We start from the raw sequence: 21,980 nt of genomic DNA, 5'->3' as shown, positions 1-21,980 counted from the left end.
GTTTCCGGTGTCCCCCTTCCGGGCTGCTAGTCGCGGGCCGCGGTCAGACGCTCCGCGTGTTCCTGGAGCGAGCGGACGCCGACGTCTCCGTGGGTGAGCGCGTCGATGCCCTGAACGGCGGCGGCGAGCGCCTGGACCGTCGTCAGGCACGGCACGGACCTGGCCACGGCGGCGGTACGGATCTCGTAGCCGTCGAGGCGGCCGCCCGTGCCGTACGGCGTGTTGACGATCAGGTCGACCTCTCCGTCGTGGATCAGCTGGACGATGGTCCTCTCGCCCTGCGGGCCCGTGCCCTCGGACTGCTTGCGCACGACCGTGGCGTTGATGCCGTTGCGCTTGAGGACCTCGGCGGTGCCGGAGGTGGCCAGCAGTTCGAAGCCGTGGGCGACGAGCTCGCGCGCCGGGAAGATCATCGAACGCTTGTCACGGTTGGCGACCGAGATGAACGCGCGGCCCTTGGTGGGCAGCGGGCCGTAGGCACCGGCCTGCGACTTGGCGTACGCGGTGCCGAAGACCGAGTCGATGCCCATGACCTCACCGGTGGAGCGCATCTCCGGACCGAGGACGGTGTCGACGCCGCGGCCGTGGATGTCGCGGAAGCGCGACCACGGCATGACGGCCTCCTTGACGGAGATCGGCGCGTCCAGCGGCAGCGTGCCGCCGTCGCCGTTCGCCGGGAGGAGTCCTTCCGCGCGGAGTTCGGCGACGGTCGCGCCGAGGGAGATCCGGGCGGCGGCCTTGGCGAGCGGGACCGCGGTCGCCTTCGAGGTGAAGGGGACGGTGCGCGAGGCGCGCGGGTTGGCCTCCAGGACGTACAGGATGTCGCCGGAGAGCGCGAACTGGATGTTGATGAGTCCGCGGACGCCGACGCCCTTGGCGATGGCCTCGGTGGAGGCGCGCAGCCGCTTGATGTCGTAGCCGCCGAGGGTGATCGGGGGCAGCGCGCAGGCGGAGTCACCGGAGTGAATGCCGGCCTCCTCGATGTGCTCCATCACGCCGCCGAGGTAGAGCTCGGTGCCGTCGTAGAGCGCGTCGACATCGATCTCGATCGCGTCGTCGAGGAAGCGGTCGACCAGGACCGGCCGGGTGGGGCTGATCTCGGTGGACTCGGCGATGTACGAGGCCAGCCGCGCCTCCTCGTACACGATCTCCATGCCGCGGCCGCCGAGCACGTAGCTGGGGCGCACGAGGACGGGGTAGCCGATCTCGTCGGCGATGGCCTTGGCCTCGTCGAACGTGGTGGCGGTGCCGTGCTTCGGAGCGGGCAGACCGGCCTCGGCCAGGACGCGGCCGAAGGCGCCGCGGTCCTCGGCGGCGTGGATCGCCTCCGGGGACGTACCGACGACGGGCACGCCGTTGTCCTTGAGCGCCTGCGACAGGCCCAGCGGGGTCTGGCCGCCGAGCTGGACGACGACACCGGCCACGGGGCCCGCGAGGGTCTCGGCGTGGACGATCTCCAGCACGTCCTCAAGCGTCAGCGGCTCGAAGTACAGGCGGTCGGAGGTGTCGTAGTCGGTGGAGACGGTCTCCGGGTTGCAGTTGACCATCACGGTCTCGTAGCCGGCGTCGCTCAGCGCGAAGGAGGCGTGGACGCACGAGTAGTCGAACTCGATGCCCTGGCCGATGCGGTTGGGGCCGGAGCCGAGGATGATCACCGCGGGCTTGGTGCGGGGCGCGACCTCGTTCTCCTCGTCGTAACTGGAGTAGAAGTACGGCGTCTTCGCGGCGAACTCGGCGGCGCAGGTGTCGACCGTCTTGTAGACCGGGCGGATGCCGAGCGCGTGCCGCACCTCGCGGACGACGTCCTCGCGCAGGTCGCGGATCTCGGCGATCTGGACGTCGGAGAAGCCGTGCCGCTTGGCCTCGGCGAGCAGTTCGGGGCCGAGCTTGTCGGCGGCGGCCAGCTCGTCGGCGATCTCCTTGATCAGGAAGAGCTGGTCGACGAACCAGGGGTCGATCTTCGTGGCTTCGAAGACCTCTTCCTGGGTGGCGCCGGCCCGGATCGCCTGCATGACGGTGTTGATCCGGCCGTCGGTCGGGCGGACCGCCTCGGCCAGCAGCTCGGCCTTGTCACCGGTCTCACCGACGAAGGAGAACTGCGAGCCCTTCTTCTCCAGGGAGCGCAGCGCCTTCTGGAGTGCCTCGGTGAAGTTCCGGCCGATCGCCATGGCCTCGCCCACCGACTTCATCGTGGTGGTGAGGGTGGAGTCGGCGGACGGGAACTTCTCGAAGGCGAACCGCGGGGCCTTGACGACCACGTAGTCGAGCGTCGGCTCGAAGGAGGCCGGCGTCTCCTCGGTGATGTCGTTCGGGATCTCGTCGAGCGTGTAGCCGACGGCCAGCTTGGCGGCGATCTTGGCGATCGGGAAACCGGTGGCCTTCGAGGCGAGCGCCGAGGAGCGGGAGACGCGCGGGTTCATCTCGATCACGATGACCCGGCCGTCGGCCGGGTCGATGGCGAACTGGATGTTGCAGCCACCGGTGTCGACGCCGACCTCGCGGATGATCGCGATGCCGATGTCGCGCAGCCGCTGGTACTCGCGGTCGGTGAGCGTCATCGCCGGGGCGACGGTGATCGAGTCACCGGTGTGGACGCCCATCGGGTCGAAGTTCTCGATGGAGCAGACGACCACGACGTTGTCGTTCTTGTCGCGCATCAGCTCCAGCTCGTACTCCTTCCAGCCGAGGATGGACTCCTCCAGGAGCACCTCGGTGGTCGGGGAGAGAGTGAGGCCCTGTCCGGCGATCCGGCGCAGCTCCTCCTCGTCGTGCGCGAAGCCGGAACCGGCGCCGCCCATGGTGAAGGAGGGGCGGACGACCACGGGGTAGCCGCCGAGCGTGTCGACGCCCGTCAGGACGTCGTCCATGGAGTGGCAGATGACCGAGCGGGCGGACTCGCCGTAGCCGATCTTCTCCTTGACGGCCCGGACGACGCCCTTGAAGAGGTCGCGGTCCTCGCCCTTGTTGATGGCCTCGACGTTGGCGCCGATCAGCTCGACGCCGTACTTCTCCAGGACACCGTTCTCGTGCATGGAGATCGCGGTGTTCAGCGCGGTCTGGCCGCCGAGGGTCGGGAGCAGCGCGTCGGGGCGCTCCTTGGCGATGATCTTCTCGACGAACTCGGGGGTGATCGGCTCGACGTAGGTGGCGTCGGCGATCTCCGGGTCGGTCATGATCGTCGCCGGGTTGGAGTTCACCAGGATGACCCGCAGGCCTTCGGACTTGAGGACCCGGCAGGCCTGGGTGCCGGAGTAGTCGAACTCGGCGGCCTGCCCGATGACGATCGGGCCGGAGCCGATGACCAGGACGGACTGGATATCGGAGCGCTTAGGCACGCTGGCCCTCCATCAGGGAAACGAAGCGGTCGAAGAGGTACGCGGCGTCGTGCGGGCCGGCCGCCGCCTCGGGGTGGTACTGGACGCTGAAGGCCGGCCGGTCCAGGAGCTGGAGCCCCTCGACGACCTGGTCGTTCAGGCAGACGTGGGAGACCTCGGCGCGGCCGAACTCCGTGTCGGAGACCTGGTCGAGGGGCGCGTCGACGGCGAAGCCGTGGTTGTGCGCGGTGACCTCGACCTTGCCGGTCGTGCGGTCCTGCACGGGCTGGTTGATCCCGCGGTGGCCGTACTTCAGTTTGTAGGTGCCGAAGCCGAGGGCGCGACCCAGGATCTGGTTGCCGAAGCAGATCCCGAAGAGCGGGGTCCTCCGCTCCAGGACGCCCCGCATCACGGAGACCGGGTGGTCGGCGGTGGCCGGGTCGCCGGGACCGTTGGAGAAGAAGACGCCGTCGGGCTCGACCGCGTACACCTCCTCCAGGGTGGCGGTGGCGGGCAGCACGTGCACCTCGATGCCGCGCTCGGCCATCCGGTGCGGGGTCATGCCCTTGATGCCCAGGTCGATGGCGGCGACGGTGAACTTCTTCGTGCCGATCGCGGGGACGACGTACGCCTCCTCGGTGGCGACCTCGGCGGAGAGGTCGGCGCCCACCATCTCGGGCGCCTCCTGGACCCGGGCGAGCAGTGCGGCCTCGTCGGCGACCGCGTCGCCGGAGAAGATGCCGACGCGCATGGCGCCGCGCTCGCGCAGGTGGCGGGTGAGGGCGCGGGTGTCGATGCCGCTGATGCCGACGACGCCCTGGCGCTCCAGCTCCTCGTCGAGCGAGCGGCGCGAGCGCCAGTTGGAGGGCACTCGCGCGGGGTCGCGGACGACGTAGCCGGCGACCCAGATCCGCTGCGACTCGGGGTCCTCGTCGTTCACGCCGGTGTTGCCGACGTGCGGGGCGGTCATCACGACGACCTGGCGGTGGTAGGAGGGGTCGGTCAGTGTCTCCTGGTAGCCGGTCATGCCGGTGGAGAACACCGCTTCGCCGAAGGTCTCCCCCACGGCCCCGTAGGCGCGGCCGCGGAAGGAGCGGCCGTCCTCCAGGACGAGTACGGCGGGAGACACCTTTTTCCCCTTCGAGGCATGCCCCGGATTGGAGATCGTCATCGTGCGGTGCCTTCCGTAGTGCTGGTGAGTTGGTTGATGGCCTCGACCCAGGCCGGGTGTTCGGCCGAGCGGTCGGAGCGGAAGCCGGAGTCGATCAGCCTGTCGCCGAGCGCCCAGGTGATGATCAGCAGGCCGCCCTCGGGGAGGACTTTGCCCGCGATGCCCTTGTCGAGCCGGGCCTCGCGCAGTGCGGCGGCCGGGACGAAGAAGTCGGTCGCCCCGGGCCGTACGACGTCGAGGCCCCGGGCGGTCAGGGTGAGTTCGACGCGGCTGCGGGTGCCGAGGCCGTGGGCGACGATCCGGTCGAGCCACTGCCCGGCGGTCGTCGAGGCGTGGTACCGCCCGGTGAGCGTCAGCAGCTTCTCGTCGTCCGCGAACCCTTCCGGGGCGGTGGCGAGTTCCGGCAGGTCGGACTGGAGGCTTCCCCGCCACTTCCATCCCTGGCGCATCAGCCAGTAGACGAAGGCGATGAGGACGATCAGTCCGATGACCCAGCTGACGCGAGCGGACCAGTCGGTCACTTCGGCCGACTTCTGCTCGGCGGCGAGCTGGAGGTGCAGGGGGGTGAGTGTTGTCACGCGAGCTTCCCGTCGACGACCGTGGCACGGCCCCGCAGGAAGGTGTGGGTGACTCGGCCCGGCAGCTCGCGACCCTCGTAGGGAGTGTTGCGGCTGCGGGAGGCGAAGCCCGCGGGGTCCACGGCACCACGGTATGACGGATCGACCAGCGTGAGGTTGGCGGGCTCACCGGCCGAGACGGGCCGGCCGTGGCCGTCGAGGCGGCCGATGGCCGCCGGCCGGAACGACATCCGGTCGGCGACGCCCGCCCAGTCGATGAGGCCGGTGTCGACCATCGTCTGCTGGACGACGGAGAGCGCGGTCTCCAGGCCCACCATGCCCATCGCCGCGGCGGCCCACTCGCAGTCCTTGTCCTCGTGCGGGTGCGGGGCGTGGTCGGTGGCGACGCAGTCGATGGTGCCGTCGGCGAGCGCCTCGCGCAGGGCCATGACGTCGGCCTCGGTACGCAGGGGCGGGTTCACCTTGTAGACCGGGTTGTAGGTCCGTACGAGCTCGTCGGTGAGGAGCAGGTGGTGCGGGGTGACCTCGGCGGTGACGTTCCAGCCCTTGGACTTGGCCCAGCGGACGATCTCGACGGAGCCGGCGGTCGACAGGTGGCAGATGTGCACCCGGGAGCCGACGTGGGCGGCGAGCAGGACGTCGCGGGCGATGATCGACTCCTCGGCGACGGCGGGCCAGCCGCCGAGGCCGAGTTCCGCGGAGACGACGCCCTCGTTCATCTGGGCGCCCTCGGTGAGGCGGGGCTCCTGGGCGTGCTGGGCGACGACGCCGTCGAAGGCCTTCACGTACTCCAGCGCGCGGCGCATGATCACCGCGTCGTCGACGCACTTGCCGTCGTCGGAGAAGACCTTCACTCCGGCGGCCGAATCGTGCATGGCGCCGAGCTCGGCGAGCTTCTTGCCCTCCAGGCCCACGGTCACGGCGCCGACCGGCTGCACGTCGCAGTAGCCGGACTCCTTGCCGAGCCGCCAGACCTGCTCGACGACGCCGGCGGTGTCGGCGACCGGGAAGGTGTTGGCCATGGCGTGCACGGCGGTGAAGCCGCCGACGGCCGCCGCCTTCGTGCCGGTGAGGACGGTCTCGGAGTCCTCCCGGCCGGGCTCGCGCAGGTGGGTGTGGAGGTCGACGAGGCCGGGCAGCAGGATCGAGCCCTCGGCCTCGACGACGGTGGCGTCCCCGGCGTCGAGGCCGGTTCCGACCTCCTGGATGGTCTCGCCGTCGATCAGGACGTCCTGGGGGTCGCCGCCGAGGATCTTCGCGCCGCGGATCAGGATCTTGCTCATGGTTACTTGTTCTCCTCGGAATCAAGGGTGGCGGCGGGCGAGGGGCGGGAGGCGGCCGGCGGCTGAGCCGGGGCGGCGGGCTCCGAGCCGCCCAGCAGCAGGTACAGCACGGCCATGCGGATCGAGACGCCGTTGGCGACCTGCTCGACGACCGTGCACCGGTCGGAGTCGGCGACCTCGGCGGTGATCTCCATGCCGCGGACCATCGGGCCGGGGTGCATGACGATGGCGTGCCCGGGCATCTTCGCCATGCGGTCGGCGTCCAGGCCGTACCGGCGGGAGTACTCGCGCTCGGTGGGGAAGAAGGCGGCGTTCATCCGTTCGCGCTGCACACGCAGCATCATCACCGCGTCGGACTTCGGCAGCACCTCGTCGAGGTGGTAGTTGACGTCGCACGGCCACTGCTCGACACCGACCGGGACGAGAGTCGGCGGGGCCACCAGGGTGACGTGGGCGCCCAGCGTGGTCAGCAGGTGGACGTTGGAGCGGGCCACCCGGCTGTGCAGGATGTCACCGACGATGGTGATCCGGCGGCCTTCGAGGTCCCGGCCGATACCGCTGTCGGCTCCGACGAGGCGGCGGCGCAGGGTGAAGGCGTCCAGGAGCGCCTGGGTCGGGTGCTCGTGGGTGCCGTCACCGGCGTTGACCACGGCGCCGTCGATCCAGCCGGACGTGGCGAGGCGGTACGGGGCTCCGGAGGCGCTGTGCCGGATGACGACGGCGTCGGCACCCATCGCCTCCAGGGTCAGCGCGGTGTCCTTGAGCGATTCGCCCTTGGAGACGGACGAGCCCTTCGCGGAGAAGTTGATGACATCGGCGGAGAGGCGCTTGGCGGCTGCCTCGAAGGAGATGCGGGTACGCGTCGAGTCCTCGAAGAAGAGGTTGACGACGGTACGGCCGCGCAGGGTCGGGAGCTTCTTGATCGGCCGGTCCGCGACCCGGGCCATTTCCTCGGCGGTGTCGAGGATCAGGACGGCGTCGTCGCGGGTGAGGTCGGCGGCCGAGATGAGGTGACGCTTCATCTGGGTGTTCTCCGGGGGCTGGAGGGTTCAGGCATGCGGGCGTGCGGAAGCGGCCGTACGGGTACGCGGTACTCCGTACGGGTGAAGTGCGGCTACTGCGCGCCTGCCGGGGCGGTCTGCTGGACGCCGAGCAGTACGGCGTCGCGACCGTCCTCCTCGGCGAGCTGGACCTTGACCGTCTCCCGCAGCGACGTGGGGAGGTTCTTGCCGACGTAGTCGGCACGGATCGGGAGTTCGCGGTGACCCCGGTCGACGAGGACCGCGAGCTGCACCGCGCGAGGCCGGCCGATGTCGCCCAGCGCGTCGAGCGCGGCACGGATCGTACGGCCGGAGAAGAGGACGTCGTCGACGAGGACGACCAGGCGGCCCTCGATGCCCTCGCCGGGGATGTCGGTGCGGGCCAGGGCCCGTGCCGGCCGCAGCCTCAGGTCGTCGCGGTACATGGTGATGTCGAGGGAGCCGACCGGCATCTTCCGGCCGGTGATCTCTTCGAGTTTTTCGGCGAGCCGACCGGCGAGGAAGACGCCTCGCGTCGGGATGCCGAGGAGCACCACGTCATCGGCGCCTTTGGCGCGTTCGACGATCTCGTGGGCGATTCGGGTCAGCACTCGGGCGATGTCGGGGGCCTCAAGAACGGGGCGTGCCGTATTGCCGGTGGCTTCGTGGTGTGCGTCCATAAGAAACGGACCTCCTTCTCCGCCTCACTGGACGGATCTTAAAGGACGTCGAAATTGCGTCATCCACGTTACCAGGGCTTGCGCAGGGCCCTGGTGGCACCCCCGGAGATGCCGGTCCGGACCACTCGGCTTGACGCATCCAAGTAACGCTGCGTAACCTCACAGTGAGTTACCAGCCACGCGGCGCAGCCGCAAAATGTTCCAGCGTCCGGGGAGCCTTCATGTCCAGCGAATACGCAAAACAGCTCGGGGCCAAACTCCGTGCCATCCGTACCCAGCAGGGCCTCTCCCTCCATGGTGTCGAGGAAAAGTCCCAGGGCCGCTGGAAGGCCGTCGTGGTCGGTTCGTACGAGCGCGGCGACCGTGCCGTGACCGTCCAGCGCCTCGCCGAGCTCGCCGACTTCTACGGAGTCCCGGTGCAGGAGCTCCTGCCCGGCACGACGCCCGGCGGTGCCGCCGAGCCGCCGCCGAAGCTCGTCCTGGACCTGGAGCGCCTGGCCCACGTCCCGCCGGAGAAGGCCGGACCGCTGCAGCGCTACGCCGCGACGATCCAGAGCCAGCGCGGCGACTACAACGGCAAGGTGCTCTCGATCCGCCAGGACGACCTGCGCACGCTGGCCGTGATCTACGACCAGTCGCCGTCCGTGCTCACGGACCAGCTGATCAGCTGGGGCGTGCTGGACGCCGACGCGCGCCGCGCCGTCGCCCACGAAGAGGGCTGAGGCCACCAGCAGAAACGTGCCGCCGTGTCGGCGCGGTTCACCCGTCCGGGTGGCCGCGCCGACACGGTTTTTTCGTGGCACGAAAGCCGGTCCTTTCACGCCGAAGGGCCCGCGGTCGCAGGAGACGCTGTGGACGTCTCGCGGGATCGCGGGCCCTTCGTCGGCCGAACAAACCGCAGGAGGCTACTGCTCCCGGCGGAGGTTCGGCTTGAGGTCCTTGAACCGGGCCAGCAGCCCGTTCACGAAGGACGGGGAGTCATCGGTGGAGAACTCCTTGGCGAGCTGGACCGCCTCGTCGATCACGACGGCGTCCGGGGTCTCGTCCACCCAGATCAGCTCGTAGGCCCCGAGGCGCAGGATGTTCCGGTCGACGACCGGCATCCGGTCGAGCTCCCAGTCCACGGCGTAGGTCACGATGAGCTCGTCGATCCGGCCCGCGTAGCGCGCGTACCCCTCGACGAGCTCCATCGTGTACTCGGTGACCGGCGGCTGGCGGTTGTCGGTCCGCGAGTGCCGCACCCAGTCCGCGAGGACCGTCTGCACGGACTCACCGCGCTGGTCGGCCTCGAAGAGGATCTGGAAAGCGCGCTTGCGGGCCTTGTTCCGGGCAGCCACGGTTAGCTGTTCACCCGGCCGAGGTAGTCGCCCGTGCGGGTGTCGACCTTGATCTTCTCACCTGTGGTGATGAAGAGCGGGACGCCGATCTCGTAGTCGGTCTCCAGCGTGGCGGGCTTGGTGCCGCCGGTGGAGCGGTCACCCTGGACGCCCGGGTCGGTGTGCTTGACGGTCAGCTCGACGGCGGCGGGCAGCTCGACGTAGAGCACCTCGCCCTCGTGCTGGGCGACGGAGGCGGTGAAGCCCTCGATCAGGAAGTTGGCGGCGTTGCCGACAGACTTGCGGTCGACCATGAGCTGGTCGTACGTGTCCATGTCCATGAAGACGAAGTACTCGCCGTCCATGTACGAGAACTGCATGTCGCGACGGTCGATGGTGGCCGTTTCGACCTTCACGCCGGCGTTGAACGTCTTGTCGACGACCTTGCCGGACAGCACGTTCTTGAGCTTGGTGCGCACGAAGGCCGGGCCCTTGCCGGGCTTGACGTGCTGGAACTCGACGACGGACCAGAGCTGGCCTCCGTCGAGCTTGAGCACCAGGCCGTTCTTGAGGTCGTTCGTGGAAGCCACGGTTGCGGAATCTCCTGGACTGAAGCTGGTGGAACGACCGAGGATGCGCGCTAGAGCGCGAGCAGCTCCTTGGTCGTAATGGTGAGTAGCTCGGGTCCGCCGTCCGCCTCGGGGCGCACGACGAGCGTGTCATCGATCCGGACCCCGCCCCGGCCCGGGAGGTGGACCCCCGGTTCGACGGTGACCGGCACACAAGCGTCCAGTTTACCCATGGCCGCGGGTGCCAGCTGCGGGTCCTCGTCGATTTCGAGCCCCACTCCGTGCCCGGTGCTCGGTGCGAGGCCGCTGCCGTGTCCCGCGGAGTCCAGGAGATGGCGGGCCGCACGGTCCACGTCACGGTAGGCGGCACCGGGCACAAGGGCCTCGCGCCCGGCCCGCTGAGCGGCGAAGACCAGGTCGTAGAGCTCGATCTGCCAGTCGGCCGGGCTCGTTCCGATGACGAAGGTGCGGCCGATCTCGCAGCGGTAGCCGCGATAGTTCGCGCCCAGGCAGACGGAGAGGAAATCCCCCTCCTCCACCCGCCGGTCCGAGGGGCGGTGGCGGCCCTGGCCGGAGTTCGGCCCGGTCGCCACGGAAGTGGCGAAAGCGGCACCGTCGGCGCCGTGATCCACCAGGCGTCGCTCCAGCTCCAGAGCGAGATGCCGTTCGGTGCGGCCCACCAGGATGGATTCGAGGAGTTCGCCCAGGGCCTGGTCGGTGATCTCGGCGGCGATCCGCAGGCAGGCGATCTCCTCCTCGTCCTTGACGACGCGCAGCTGCTCGACGACGGCACCGAGATCGGCGAGCCTCAGCCGCGGGAGCACCGAGCCCATGGCCCGGTGCCGGGAGACGGTCAGGTGGTGTTCCTCGACGGCCAGGGACTCCGCGCCGCGGGAGGCGGCCAGCTCCGCGGCAGCGATCACCGGATCGCCGTCGGTGGCCGGCATCAGTGACACCCGCAGCCGGTCGTCGGGGCGCCCGTGGGCGGGGTCGCCGGCCGGGGCACGGGGGCTGAGCAGAACGTCCTCGCAGGGCCCGAGCAGCAGCACGGCGCCGGAGGGCGCTCCGCCGGCGAGATAGCGGACGTTGGCGGGGCGGGAGACCAGAGCGGCCGCGGATCCGACGGCGGTGCACCGGTCGCGGAGCAGCCCGCGGCGGACGGCGTACACGTCTGACATGTCACGAGCCTACGAGCGGTGGCGCCGGCCTGCTCGGTCAGCGCATCCGACCGGGGGCGGCCACTGGCCCCTCGCCCGGCCAGGAGCACCGCCCGCCGCCGGATTCACCGGGCCCTCGCCCGGCCAGGAGCACCGTCGCCGGTCTCACCGCACCCCTCGCCGGACCGGAGCACCGCCGACCGGCCGCCGCCCGTTCACCAGGCCGGAGGGCTCGCTATGGAGCGGGCAAGTATGTCGTCCAGAACACGGGCCGTGGTCTCCACGTCGTACGTCGAGTTGTCGATGATCGGCAGTCCGGAGCCGTACCAGCCGGCCATCCGGCCGTGGATCCGGGCGACCTCCTCGTCCGAGAGGCGGCGGTTGCCGGAGCGGGCGGCATTGCGCTCCAGCACGATCTCCAGGCCCGGCAGCAGGACGACAGGCAGCAGTCCGGGGCCGACATGGCGCTTCCAGCCCCCGAGGCCGACGACCGGCCGGTCCGGGAAGACGGCGTCGTCCAGGATGCAGGAGATGCCGTTGGCGAGGAAGTTGCGCGCGGCGAAGCCGCAGGTGCGACGGGCCAGGCGGTACTGGGCCTCGGAGTGGTCGTTCCAACCGGCCTGGGGGTCGGCGAAGCCGGAGCAGACCCATTCGCGCACGTCGTCGAGGCTGACGTGGGCGGTCGGAACTCGGCGACGGCTGGCCCAGAGCTTGGCCACGGTGGTCTTCCCGGCGCCCGCCGGGCCGATCAGGAGCACGGCGAGCGTTGCGCTGCCGGTGCCGGGCTCGGCGGGTGGCGCGGGCAGCGGAACGGGTCCGCCGGGCGGCAGCTGGACGTGCCCGGTCGTCTCCCGCGAGGGAGGCGCCGGGGCGTGCTGCGGTGCGGGGCCGCTCCAGCCCTGGGGCGTGGGAGGGGTGATGGGCGGCGGCCCCGGCGGCCCCGGCGGTCCGGGGTGCTGGGCCTGGTGCGTCCAGCCGACAGGTCCGCTCCCGGGGCCTTGGGGCGGCGGCAGCGGGGCCCCCACTGCGTGCTGCATCCGGTGCCACTCCGTCTCGTACAGGCAACTCGCGCTGGTGGAACGGCAACCGTACCGTTCCCGGCCGCCGCTGGGACAACGGTCGGGAACGGCCCATGGTGCCCGTCGGCCGGACGGGCCGACCGGTGTGCCGGTCCGTCAGCCGGTCAGCTCGTCCGCGAGGGCACGCAGGGCGAGGCGGTAGGAACCGATGCCGAATCCGGCCACGGTACCCGTGGCGACCGGCGCCACCACGGAGTGGTGGCGGAATTCCTCCCGTGCGTAAGGGTTCGAGATGTGCACCTCGATCAGCGGCGCGGTGCGCTGCGCCGCCGCGTCCCTCATTCCGTACGAGTAGTGGGTGAAGGCTCCCGGGTTGAGAACGACCGGAATTGAACCGTCCGCCGCTTCGTGCAGCCAGCGGATCAGTTCGCCCTCGTCGTTGGTCTCCCGTACGTCGACGTCGAAGCCGAGCTCCTTGCCGAGGGTCTGGCAGGTCTCGACGAGTCCGGCGTAGGACGTGGCGCCGTACACATCGGGCTCGCGGGAGCCGAGCCGGCCGAGATTCGGCCCGTTGAGGACGAGAACCCGACGGGTCACGCCGACACCTCCCCGTAGGCGGCGAGCAGCACGGCCGGGTCGGGGCCCTCCAGCACGGTGGGCTTGCCGAGGCCGTCGAGGACGATGAAGCGCAGCAGGTCGCCGCGGGACTTCTTGTCGACCTTCATGTTCTCCAGCAGTTTGGGCCACTGGTCGCCGCGGTAGGTGAGCGGCAGTCCGACGGACTCCAGGACGGCCCGGTGCCGGTCGGCGGTGGCGTCGTCCAGGCGACCGGCCAGCCGGCCCAGCTCGGCCGCGAAGACCATGCCGACCGAGACGGCCGCCCCGTGCCGCCACTTGTAGCGCTCGTTCTTCTCGATGGCGTGGGCCAGGGTGTGGCCGTAGTTGAGGATCTCGCGCAGCCCGGACTCCTTGAGGTCGCTGGAGACGACCTCGGCCTTGACCCGGATGGCTCGCTCGATCAGCTCGGCGGTGTGTGCTCCGGAGGGCGTACGGGCGCCTTCCGGGTCCGCCTCGATGAGGTCCAGGATCGCCGGGTCGGCGATGAAGCCGGCCTTGATGACCTCGGCCATGCCGCTGACGTAGTCGTGGACGGGCAGCGAGTCCAGGGCGGCGAGATCGCAGAGGACCCCGGCGGGCGGATGGAAGGCGCCGACGAGGTTCTTGCCCTCCGCGGTGTTGATGCCGGTCTTGCCGCCGACAGCCGCGTCGACCATGGCGAGCACGGTCGTCGGTACGGCGATCCAGCGCACCCCGCGCAGCCAGGTCGCCGCGACGAATCCGGCGACATCGGTGGTGGCTCCGCCGCCGACACCGACGATGACGTCGGTGCGGGTGAAGCCGGTCTGCCCGAGCGCCTTCCAGCAGTAGGCCGCGACCTCGACGGTCTTGGCCTCCTCCGCGTTCGGCAGCTGGATCGCGATGGCTTCGTAGCCCTGCTCGGCGAGGTCCTGACGGATCGCCTCACCGGTCTCGGCGAGCGCCTCGGGGTGCAGCACGGCGACCCTCTTGGCGCGGTCGCCGATGAGTGACGGCAGCTCGCCGAGGAGGCGGCGGCCGACCAGCACCTCGTACGGGTCGGTGCCCGCGCTGCCGGCGATCGGGATACGGATGAGTCCCTGCTCGGTCATACGTGTGTTCTCCCGGCCGGGGGTGACGGGGTCGTCCGTGCGCTCCGGCAGTTCCAGTGCGTCGAGGACCGCCTGGGCGACCTCTTCGGGTGTGCGCTCGTCGGTGGCGACGGTCGCCCGGGCCACCTCGGTGTACAGATGGCGCCGGGCGTCCATCAGCTCGCGCCACTGCCGGCGCGGGTTGACGGCGAGCAGCGGGCGGGCGGTGTTCAGGCCGACCCGCCTGACCGCTTCGTCCACGTCCATGGAGAGGTAGACGACGGGGCGGCCGTCGAGCAGTGCGCGGGTCGTCCCGTCGAGCACGGCGCCGCCGCCGAGGGAGAGGACGCCCGGGTGCTCGGCGACGGCGGTGTGCACCGCCCGGCGCTCCAGCTCGCGGAAGTGCTCCTCGCCCTCGTCGTAGAAGATCTCCGAGATCGGCTTGCCTGCCGTGGCGACCACGTCCGCGTCGGTGTCCCGGTAGGTGGTGCCGAGCCGTTCGGCGAGGATTTCACCGACGGTGGACTTGCCGACGCCCATCGGTCCGACGAGGACGATCAGCGGGCCGCTCATCGGATCCGCAGGTGGTCGAGGTACGACTGCACGTTGCGGTGGGTCTCGGCGACGCTGTCCCCGCCGAACTTCTCGGCGACGGCGTCGGCGAGGACCAGCGCGACCATGGCCTCGGCGACGATGCCCGCAGCCGGAACGGCACAGACATCGGAGCGCTGGTGGTGGGCCTTGGCGGGTTCACCGGTGACGACGTCGACGGTGGCAAGCGCGCGGGGCACGGTCGCGATGGGCTTCATCGCGGCGCGGACCCGCAGCAGCTCTCCGGTCGTCAGGCCGCCCTCGGTGCCGCCGGAGCGGCCGGAGGCGCGCTTGATGCCGTCCTCGGTGACCAGGATCTCGTCGTGCGCCTCGGAGCCGGGCACCCGTGCCAGGTCGAAGCCGTCGCCCACCTCGACGCCCTTGATGGCCTGAATGCCCATCAGGGCCCCCGCGAGCCGGGCGTCGAGACGGCGGTCCCAGTGCACGTGCGAGCCGAGGCCGACGGGCACTCCGTACGCGAGCACCTCGACCACACCACCGAGGGTGTCGCCGTCCTTGTGGGCCTGGTCGATCTCGGCGACCATCTCCTTGCTCGCGTCGGCGTCCAGACAGCGCACCGGGTCGGCGTCGAGCCGTTCGACGTCGGCGGGCGTCGGGTAGACGCCGTAGGGTGCCTTGGCCGCGGCGAGTTCGACGACATGGCTGACGATCTCGATGCCCGCGGTCTCCTTGAGGTACGACCGTGCGACGGCACCGAGCGCGACCCTCGCCGCGGTCTCCCGGGCGCTGGCCCGCTCCAGGACCGGCCGGGCCTCGTCGAAGCCGTACTTCTGCATACCCGCGAGGTCGGCGTGGCCCGGTCGCGGGCGGGTCAGCGGAGCGTTGCGGGCCAGCTCGGCCAACACGTCGGGATCGACGGGATCGGCCGACATGACCTGCTCCCACTTGGGCCACTCGGTGTTGCCCACCATCACGGCGACCGGGGAACCCATGGTGAGACCGTGGCGCACCCCGCCGAGGAAGGTGACCTCGTCCCGCTCGAACTTCATCCGCGCACCTCGGCCGTAACCGAGCCGCCGCCGGGCGAGTGCGTCCGCCACCATCTCCGTGGTGATCGGGACGCCGGCGGGAAGACCCTCCAGCGTCGCCACGAGTGCGGGGCCGTGGGACTCCCCCGCGGTCAGCCAGCGCAACCTGCTCAACGGTGCTCCTCATGCTCGCGCCTGGAACTGCAACGGCGCGACCGGGTGCGCGGCCCTGGCCCGCCGCCTTCGATCCTCCCACGGCCGGGCCCGTGGGCCGGTCGCCGGTCCAGCAGACGGACGCGTGCCGCGGTCGGCGGCGCTGGTCAGCGGGCGGCCAGTGCCGCTTCCCCGGCCTGCCGCACGGCGGCGAGCGGCGCGGGCACACGGCCTGTCATCTGTTCGATCTGGAGGACGGCCTGGTGCACCAGGAGGTCGAGACCTCCGACGACTGCGCCGTCGCGGGCCGACCAGGCTGCGGCGAGTGCCGTCGGCCAGGGCTCGTACAGCACGTCGAAGAGTGTGCCGGGCCGGTCCGGCACGGCGCCGGTGAGCACGTCGGTGGTGCCTGCAGGGGTGGTGGCGACGACCAGCGGGGCGTGCAGTGCCTGCTCGGCCTCTGACCAGTCGGAGATCCGGACGTCGACACCGAGGCGTTCACCCCAGCCGCACATCTCCTGGCCCCGCTCCCGGCTGCGGACGTACGCCGTGACCGGACCCGTGCAGATCTCGGACAGCGCGGCGAGGGCCGAGGAAGCGGTCGCTCCGGCACCGAGTACAGCGGCCGACTCGGTCTTCTCCACCCCGCGTTCACGCAGCGCGGCGATCATGCCGGGGACATCGGTGTTGTCGCCGACCCGTCGTCCGTCCTCGGTGAGGACGACCGTGTTCACGGCCTCCACCGAGGAGGCGGTCTCGCTGATGGAGTCCAGCAGCGGGATGATCGCGCGCTTGAGCGGCATGGTCAGCGAGAGTCCGGCCCACGTGGAGTCGAGCCCCTGGACGAAGCCGGGCAGCGCGGCCTCGTCGATCTCGAAGCGGTCGTACGACCATGCGGTGAGGCCGAGCTCGCGGTACGCGGCCCGGTGCAGGACCGGGGAGAGCGAGTGGGCGATGGGCGAGCCGAGAACGGCTGCCCGGTGGCGCCCGTCAGTCGAGGCCATGCTGTTCCTTGAACTTCTGGTTGAGCTTCTCGTGCTCAGCGGCCGTCTTGGTGAATTCGGTCTTCTTGCCGTCCAGCGAGATGAAGAACATCCACCCGTCATGCGTGGGATTGAGCGTCGCTCGCAGGGCCTCGTCGCCCGGATTGCTGATCGGACCCGGCGGAAGTCCCTGGTGGTAATAGGTGTTGTAAGGGTCCGAATTGCTACGGATCTCACTCGACCCGATCTTGATCTTGCTCTGGTTCTTGAGGTAATTGAACGCGGAGTCGAATTCAAGCTTACGGTTGGTCACCGTGTTGTCCGACTTCAAGCGGTTGTAGACGACTTCGGCCATCTTGCGGAAGTCGTCGTGCGTGAGGCCCTCCGCCTGGACGAGGCTGGCGACCGTGATCACCTGCCACGGACCGTCGAGGTCGTACTTCTTGGCCGTTCCTTCGAGGTCGAGCTTGCCGTACTCCTCGTTGGCGCGGGAGACCATCTTCTTCAGGATCGTCTCCGGCTTGGTTTCCTTGGTGACCGGATAGGCGGCCGGGTAGAGGAATCCTTCCAGCGGATCCTTGATGTCCTTGTCGTCGTTCGCCCAGTCGGGCAGACCGAGGTCGGACGCGTTGGAAGCGGCGATCCCCTTGGTCGTTCCCTGTTTGAGGCCCAGCTTCTTGTCCACCATGCCGTAGATGGTGACGTTGCGGAAACCTTCGGGAATGATCAGCAGATTCTGGCTGTTGGGGTCGACCATCATCTTCACGGCCTCGGCCGCGGACATCTCCTTGTGGAGCAGATAGACGCCCGCCTGGATCGACTTGCCCTTGGGGTTGTCGTTCTGTGCGGCGACGAACGCGTCGACGCTCTTGACGACGCCCTTCTGCTTCAGGATGTTGCCGATGTCGTAGCCGAAGGCACCCTTCTGGATCTCGACCTCGACCTCTCCGGTGCCCTGTCCGCTGTAGTCGGGCGCCGCGCCGAACTTGTCCTGCCAGAACGAATAACCGAAGTAGGCCACTGTGCCGAGGCCGCCGACCAGCACCAGCGAGACGACCAGGCAGGCGCAGCCGCTGCGGCCTTTCTTCTTGCTCTTGCCACCGCGGCGCTCGCTGCCGCCGCGGCCTCCGCGGCGCGACTCACGCGGGTCGTCGTCGTTGTCGTCGCGGTCGTCGTCCCCCGTGAAGAAGGGGTGGGTCTCCTCCGGCTGGACCTCGGGATCCCAGTCGGGACTCTGCGCGGGAGCCTGCTCGGCGGCGGCCCCGCGACGGCCCGGGGGCTGCGGCGGCGGATACGCCTCCTGCGTGCCGTAGTAGTCCTGCCTCTCGCCGTAGCCGGCCTGCCGACCGCTGTACGGGTCGGCCTGCTGGGCGTCGTACGGCATCGCGGCGGACTGCTGCCCGGTGTCCCAGCCGCCGTTGTCGTACGGAGGCTGCTGGGGCTGGTTCTGCTGCGGCTGGTGCTGCGGCTGGTTCTGCTGGGGCTGGTTCTGCTGGGGCTGGTTCTGCTGCGCATACGGATCCTGCGGGACGCCGTATTGAGGCTGCTGCTGGTAGTGCTGCTGCGCGTACGGGTCCTGCTGCTGGTGCTGCTGCGCGTACGGATCCTGCGGTTGCTGCGCGTACGGGCCCTGGGGCTGCTGCTGCGCGTACGGATCATGGGGCTGGTGCTGCTGCGCGTACGGGGTCTGCGGTTGCTGCGCGTACGGATCCTGGGGCTGGTGCTGCGCGTACGGGTCCTGGGGGTAGGGCTGCTGACCGCCGTCGTACTGGTTCTGGCCGTGGGCGGGCTGCTGTCCTCCCCACCCCTGGTCCCCGTACAGGGGATCCTCGGGATGCCACGGTTCGGAGCCGGGGCCCCGGCCATACTCAGTCATCGATCCCCTAGAGCCGCGAGACGACATTCCGTCTCTTGCTGTGCGGCGTTTGTTCGAACACCGCCACATCGCGCGGAACGTTACCGTATCGCGATCAGAGAGCCACTTCGACGCCTTCGCCGGGGGCTTCGCCCGACGCCCGTTCGGACTCCAGAGCATTCTGGAGGATCACCACAGCGGCGGCCTGATCGATGACGGAACGGCCCTTCTTGGACTTCACGCCGGAGGCGCGCAGCCCGTGGGCCGCCGTCACTGTGGTCATCCTTTCGTCCACCAGTCGTACCGGAATGGGTGAGACCGAACGGGCGACCTCCTGGGCGAAGACCCGGATCTTGGCGGCGGCGGGGCCTTCGCCGCCGCCGAGGGACCGCGGCAGACCGATGATGATCTCAATCGGCTCGTACTCCTCGACGATCTGCCCGAGCCGCCGGTGGGCCGCCGGGACATCGCGTCCCGGAACGGTTTCCACCGGCGTGGCGAGGATCCCGTCGGGGTCGCACGAGGCGACCCCGATCCGGGCGTCCCCGACATCGATCGCGAGACGTCGGCCTCGGCGCATCCGCGTCACTCCCGCCGTCACGCCGTCTCGGTGACGAGGCGTTCGACCGCGGCCACGGCGGCGCCGATGGCCTCGGGGTGCTGACCGCCGCCCTGGGCGACGTCCGGCTTGCCACCGCCGCCGCCACCGAGGGTCTTCGCGGCCGTACGGACCAGGTCACCGGCCTTGAGTCCGCGCTCACGGGCGGCCTCGTTGGTGGCGATCACGGTCAGCGGGCGGCCGTTGGCGGTGGTGAACAGGGCCACGACGGCAGGGCGGCCGCCCTGGATGCGCCCGCGCACGTCGAGAACGAGCCTGCGCAGGTCGTCGGCCGAGGTGCCGTCCGGGACCTGCCCGGTGACCAGGGCGACGCCGCGCACGTCCTTGGCGGAGTCGACCAGTCCGGCGGCGGCCTGGAGGACCTTCTCCGCACGGAACTTCTCGATCTCCTTCTCGGCGTCCTTCAGCTTGCCGAGCATGCCGGCGATCTTCTCGGGAAGCTCCTCGGGGCGGCCCTTGACCAGCTCCTGGAGCTGGGCGACGACGGTGTGCTCCCTGGCGAGGAAGTTGTACGCGTCGACGCCGACGAGAGCCTCGATACGGCGCACACCGGACCCGATGGACGATTCGCCGAGCAGCTTCACCAGACCCAGCTGGGCCGTGTTGTGGACGTGCGTACCGCCGCAGAGCTCCTTCGAGAAGTCCCCGATGGTGACGACCCGGACCTGCTCGCCGTACTTCTCGCCGAACTCGGCGATGGCACCCTGCTTCTTGGCCTCGGCGATCGGCATGACCTCGGCCTGGACGTCGAGCTCGCGGGCGAGCACCTCGTTGATCTTCTGCTCGACATCGGTGAGAACCGTGCCGGGCACGGCGGCGGGCGAGCCGAAGTCGAAGCGGAAGCGGCCCGGCGAGTTCTCCGAACCGGCCTGGGCGGCCGTCGGGCCCAGCGCGTCGCGCAGCGCCTGGTGCGTGAGGTGCGTGGCGCTGTGGGCGCGGGCGATGGCGCGGCGGCGGGTCGTGTCGATGGCGGCGTAGGCGATGGCCCCGACGGTCACCTCGCCGACCTGCACCGAACCCTTGTGGACGGAGAGGCCGGGGACGGGCTGCTGGACGTCGCGGACCTTGATGACGGCGCCGCTGTCGAGCCGGATCCGTCCCTGGTCGGCGAGCTGGCCGCCGCCCTCGGCGTAGAACGGGGTGCGGTCCAGGATGACTTCGACCTCGTCGCCCTCGGTGGCGGCGGGCGAGGGCACACCGTCGACGAGCAGGCCGACGACGGTCGACTCGCCCGAGGTGGTGGTGTAGCCGGTGAACTCGGTGATGCCGGAGCTGTCGGCGACCTCACGGTAGGCGGAGAGGTCGGCGTGGCCGGTCTTCTTGGCCTTGGCGTCGGCCTTGGCCCGCTCCCGCTGCTCCTTCATCAGGCGGCGGAAGCCGTCCTCGTCCACCGAGAGGCCCTGCTCGGCGGCCATCTCCAGGGTGAGGTCGATCGGGAAGCCCCAGGTGTCGTGGAGCAGGAAGGCCTTGTCGCCGGCGAGGACCCTGCCGCCGGCGGCCTTGGTCTCGGTGACGGCGGTGTCGAGGATGTTGGTGCCGCCCCTGAGGGCCTTGAGGAAGGCGGCCTCCTCGGCCAGGGCGACGGTCTCGATGCGCGTGCGGTCGGTGATCAGCTCCGGGTACTGCTGCCCCATCGTGTTGATCACGACGTCGACCAGTTCCTTGACGACCGGGCCCGTGGCACCCATCAGACGCATGTTGCGAATGGCCCGGCGCATGATGCGGCGCAGCACGTAGCCACGGCCCTCGTTGCCGGGGGTGACACCGTCACCGATCAGCATCGCGGAGGTACGGATGTGGTCGGCGACCACACGGAGCGAGACATCGGAGCCGTGCTCGGCGCCGTAGCGGACGCCGGTCAGTTCGGTGGCCCGGTCCATGACGACGCGCAGGGTGTCGGTCTCGTACATGTTCTGTACGCCCTGCAGGATCATGGCGAGGCGTTCCAGGCCCAGACCCGTGTCGATGTTCTTCGACGGCAGGTCGCCGAGGATCGGGAAGTCCTCCTTGCCGTCACCGGCACCCCGCTCGAACTGCATGAAGACCAGGTTCCAGATCTCCACGTAGCGCTCGTCGTTGACGGCCGGGCCGCCCTCGACGCCGAACTCGGGACCGCGGTCGTAGTTGATCTCGGAGCAGGGACCGCAGGGGCCGGGGACGCCCATGGACCAGAAGTTGTCCTTCTTGCCCAGGCGCTGGATGCGCTCGGCCGGTACGCCGATCTTGTCGCGCCAGATCTGCTCGGCCTCGTCGTCGTCGAGGTAGACCGTGATCCACAGCCGCTCCGGGTCGAGTCCGAAGCCGCCGTCCGCCACCGGGTTGGTCAGCAGCTCCCAGGAAAGCGTGATGGCGCCTTCCTTGAAGTAGTCGCCGAAGGAGAAGTTGCCGCACATCTGGAAGAACGTGCCGTGCCGGGTGGTCTTGCCGACCTCCTCGATGTCCGGCGTGCGGACGCACTTCTGCACGCTGGTGACGCGCGGAGCCGGAGGCTTGACCTCACCGAGGAAGTACGGCTTGAAGGGGACCATGCCCGCGGGGACCAGCAGCAGAGTCGGGTCGTCCGCGATGAGCGACGCCGAAGGGACGACGGTGTGACCGCGCTCCTCGAAGAAGCTCAGCCAGCGGCGACGAATTTCAGCCGACTCCATCAGTGGTCCTCATTCCGGTTGTACGAGTTGTAGGGGAGCTTGCGGTGGTCGCCGGCTTCGAGCGACCGGTCCGGTCCGACGGCCTCGGCCGTCCCGACGGCGAAAGCGCGCCGCACCGGGAGATCGGGGTCGACCGGTGCCTCCAGGCCCAGTGCCTCGCCCAGTTCGGCCTCGCGTCGGGCCATGGAGTCACGGACGTCGAGAGCGAAGTCCTTGAGCCTGTGGCCCGTCTCGACCGCCTTGTCCGCGGCCTGCGCGGCAAGGCTTTCGGGGGTCAGCTGCCTGAGCTTGCGGTTGACCTTGGTGGTGGCCCAGACACCGGCGGCGGCGCCGGCGGTGAACCAGAACGTACGGCGGAACATCGCTGCG

Annotated in this window: 19 protein-coding genes; 1 reads left to right on the top strand and 18 read right to left on the bottom strand. The window is 70.1% G+C overall.

The features are described 5' to 3' along the window. Positions 1–26: 26 nt before the first annotated feature. From carB to pyrR, 6 genes are all read right to left on the bottom strand, one after another. Positions 27–3,335, bottom strand: coding sequence for a carbamoyl-phosphate synthase large subunit (carB, locus tag ACFVUT_RS05090; protein WP_389647353.1), 3,309 nt, complete (start codon positions 3,333–3,335; stop codon positions 27–29). Continuing rightward, positions 3,328–4,485, bottom strand: a complete 1,158-nt coding sequence (gene carA, locus ACFVUT_RS05085) for a glutamine-hydrolyzing carbamoyl-phosphate synthase small subunit (protein ID WP_389647349.1) — start codon at positions 4,483–4,485, stop codon at positions 3,328–3,330. The genes carB and carA overlap by 8 nt, the downstream gene beginning before the upstream one ends. Beyond that, complete coding sequence (locus ACFVUT_RS05080; protein ID WP_389647346.1) at positions 4,482–5,063, bottom strand: hypothetical protein; 582 nt, start codon at positions 5,061–5,063, stop codon at positions 4,482–4,484. Before ACFVUT_RS05080 ends, carA begins: the two co-directional genes overlap by 4 nt. Beyond that, entirely contained in the window at positions 5,060–6,346 is a 1,287-nt protein-coding gene (locus ACFVUT_RS05075) for a dihydroorotase (protein WP_389647343.1), read from the bottom strand. The genes ACFVUT_RS05080 and ACFVUT_RS05075 overlap by 4 nt, the downstream gene beginning before the upstream one ends. Before the next feature lie 2 nt (positions 6,347–6,348). Then, positions 6,349–7,368, bottom strand: coding sequence for an aspartate carbamoyltransferase catalytic subunit (locus ACFVUT_RS05070; protein ID WP_389647340.1), 1,020 nt, complete (start codon positions 7,366–7,368; stop codon positions 6,349–6,351). 92 nt (positions 7,369–7,460) lie between these two features. Beyond that, entirely contained in the window at positions 7,461–8,045 is a 585-nt protein-coding gene (gene pyrR / locus ACFVUT_RS05065) for a bifunctional pyr operon transcriptional regulator/uracil phosphoribosyltransferase PyrR (RefSeq protein WP_389647337.1), read from the bottom strand. A gap of 221 nt (positions 8,046–8,266) precedes the next feature. Here pyrR and bldD point away from each other — a divergent pair, with 221 nt between their 5' ends. After that, entirely contained in the window at positions 8,267–8,767 is a 501-nt protein-coding gene (gene bldD, locus ACFVUT_RS05060) for a transcriptional regulator BldD (RefSeq protein WP_389647334.1), read from the top strand. Positions 8,768–8,950: 183 nt separating this feature from the next. Here the strand turns inward: bldD and nusB are convergent, their stop codons facing one another. The 12 genes from nusB to ACFVUT_RS05000 all read right to left on the bottom strand — a co-directional run bounded on the left by nusB (position 8,951) and on the right by ACFVUT_RS05000 (position 21,973). Then, positions 8,951–9,382, bottom strand: coding sequence for a transcription antitermination factor NusB (gene nusB / locus ACFVUT_RS05055; RefSeq protein WP_389647331.1), 432 nt, complete (start codon positions 9,380–9,382; stop codon positions 8,951–8,953). Between the two features lie 2 nt (positions 9,383–9,384). Beyond that, positions 9,385–9,951 (bottom strand): elongation factor P, encoded by a 567-nt coding sequence (gene efp, locus ACFVUT_RS05050; RefSeq protein WP_389647328.1) that lies wholly within the window; start codon positions 9,949–9,951, stop codon positions 9,385–9,387. A 50-nt stretch (positions 9,952–10,001) separates the two neighbouring features. Then, positions 10,002–11,108: an aminopeptidase P family protein gene (locus ACFVUT_RS05045; protein ID WP_389647325.1), complete on the bottom strand. Its 1,107-nt coding sequence runs from the start codon at positions 11,106–11,108 to the stop codon at positions 10,002–10,004. A gap of 194 nt (positions 11,109–11,302) precedes the next feature. Continuing rightward, positions 11,303–12,124 (bottom strand): Pro-rich N-terminal domain-containing protein, encoded by an 822-nt coding sequence (locus ACFVUT_RS05040; RefSeq protein WP_389647322.1) that lies wholly within the window; start codon positions 12,122–12,124, stop codon positions 11,303–11,305. Between the two features lie 138 nt (positions 12,125–12,262). After that, on the bottom strand, positions 12,263–12,703 hold the full coding sequence (aroQ, locus tag ACFVUT_RS05035) for a type II 3-dehydroquinate dehydratase (RefSeq protein ID WP_389647319.1): 441 nt from the start codon (positions 12,701–12,703) through the stop codon (positions 12,263–12,265). Continuing rightward, a complete protein-coding gene (gene aroB, locus ACFVUT_RS05030) occupies positions 12,700–14,346 on the bottom strand; it encodes a 3-dehydroquinate synthase (RefSeq protein ID WP_389647316.1) in 1,647 nt (548 codons plus the stop codon). The genes aroQ and aroB overlap by 4 nt, the downstream gene beginning before the upstream one ends. Beyond that, positions 14,343–15,527: a chorismate synthase gene (aroC, locus tag ACFVUT_RS05025; protein ID WP_389647314.1), complete on the bottom strand. Its 1,185-nt coding sequence runs from the start codon at positions 15,525–15,527 to the stop codon at positions 14,343–14,345. Before aroC ends, aroB begins: the two co-directional genes overlap by 4 nt. 146 nt (positions 15,528–15,673) lie before the next feature. Then, positions 15,674–16,510, bottom strand: a complete 837-nt coding sequence (locus ACFVUT_RS05020) for a shikimate dehydrogenase (protein ID WP_389647311.1) — start codon at positions 16,508–16,510, stop codon at positions 15,674–15,676. Continuing rightward, positions 16,497–18,365: an endolytic transglycosylase MltG gene (mltG, locus tag ACFVUT_RS05015; RefSeq protein ID WP_389647308.1), complete on the bottom strand. Its 1,869-nt coding sequence runs from the start codon at positions 18,363–18,365 to the stop codon at positions 16,497–16,499. Before mltG ends, ACFVUT_RS05020 begins: the two co-directional genes overlap by 14 nt. A 94-nt stretch (positions 18,366–18,459) precedes the next feature. Next, positions 18,460–18,924, bottom strand: a complete 465-nt coding sequence (ruvX, locus tag ACFVUT_RS05010; RefSeq protein WP_389647305.1) for a Holliday junction resolvase RuvX — start codon at positions 18,922–18,924, stop codon at positions 18,460–18,462. 17 nt (positions 18,925–18,941) lie between these two features. Further along, on the bottom strand, positions 18,942–21,611 hold the full coding sequence (gene alaS / locus ACFVUT_RS05005; RefSeq protein ID WP_389647302.1) for an alanine--tRNA ligase: 2,670 nt from the start codon (positions 21,609–21,611) through the stop codon (positions 18,942–18,944). Next, entirely contained in the window at positions 21,611–21,973 is a 363-nt protein-coding gene (locus tag ACFVUT_RS05000; protein WP_389647299.1) for a DUF6167 family protein, read from the bottom strand. The genes alaS and ACFVUT_RS05000 overlap by 1 nt, the downstream gene beginning before the upstream one ends. Positions 21,974–21,980: the final 7 nt, after the last annotated feature.

Source organism: Streptomyces sp. NPDC058051, assembly GCF_042885475.1.
Classification (GTDB): domain Bacteria; phylum Actinomycetota; class Actinomycetes; order Streptomycetales; family Streptomycetaceae; genus Streptomyces.
The sequence above is the reverse complement of the archived record's forward strand: the minus strand, read 5'-3'. Positions and strand labels throughout refer to the sequence as shown.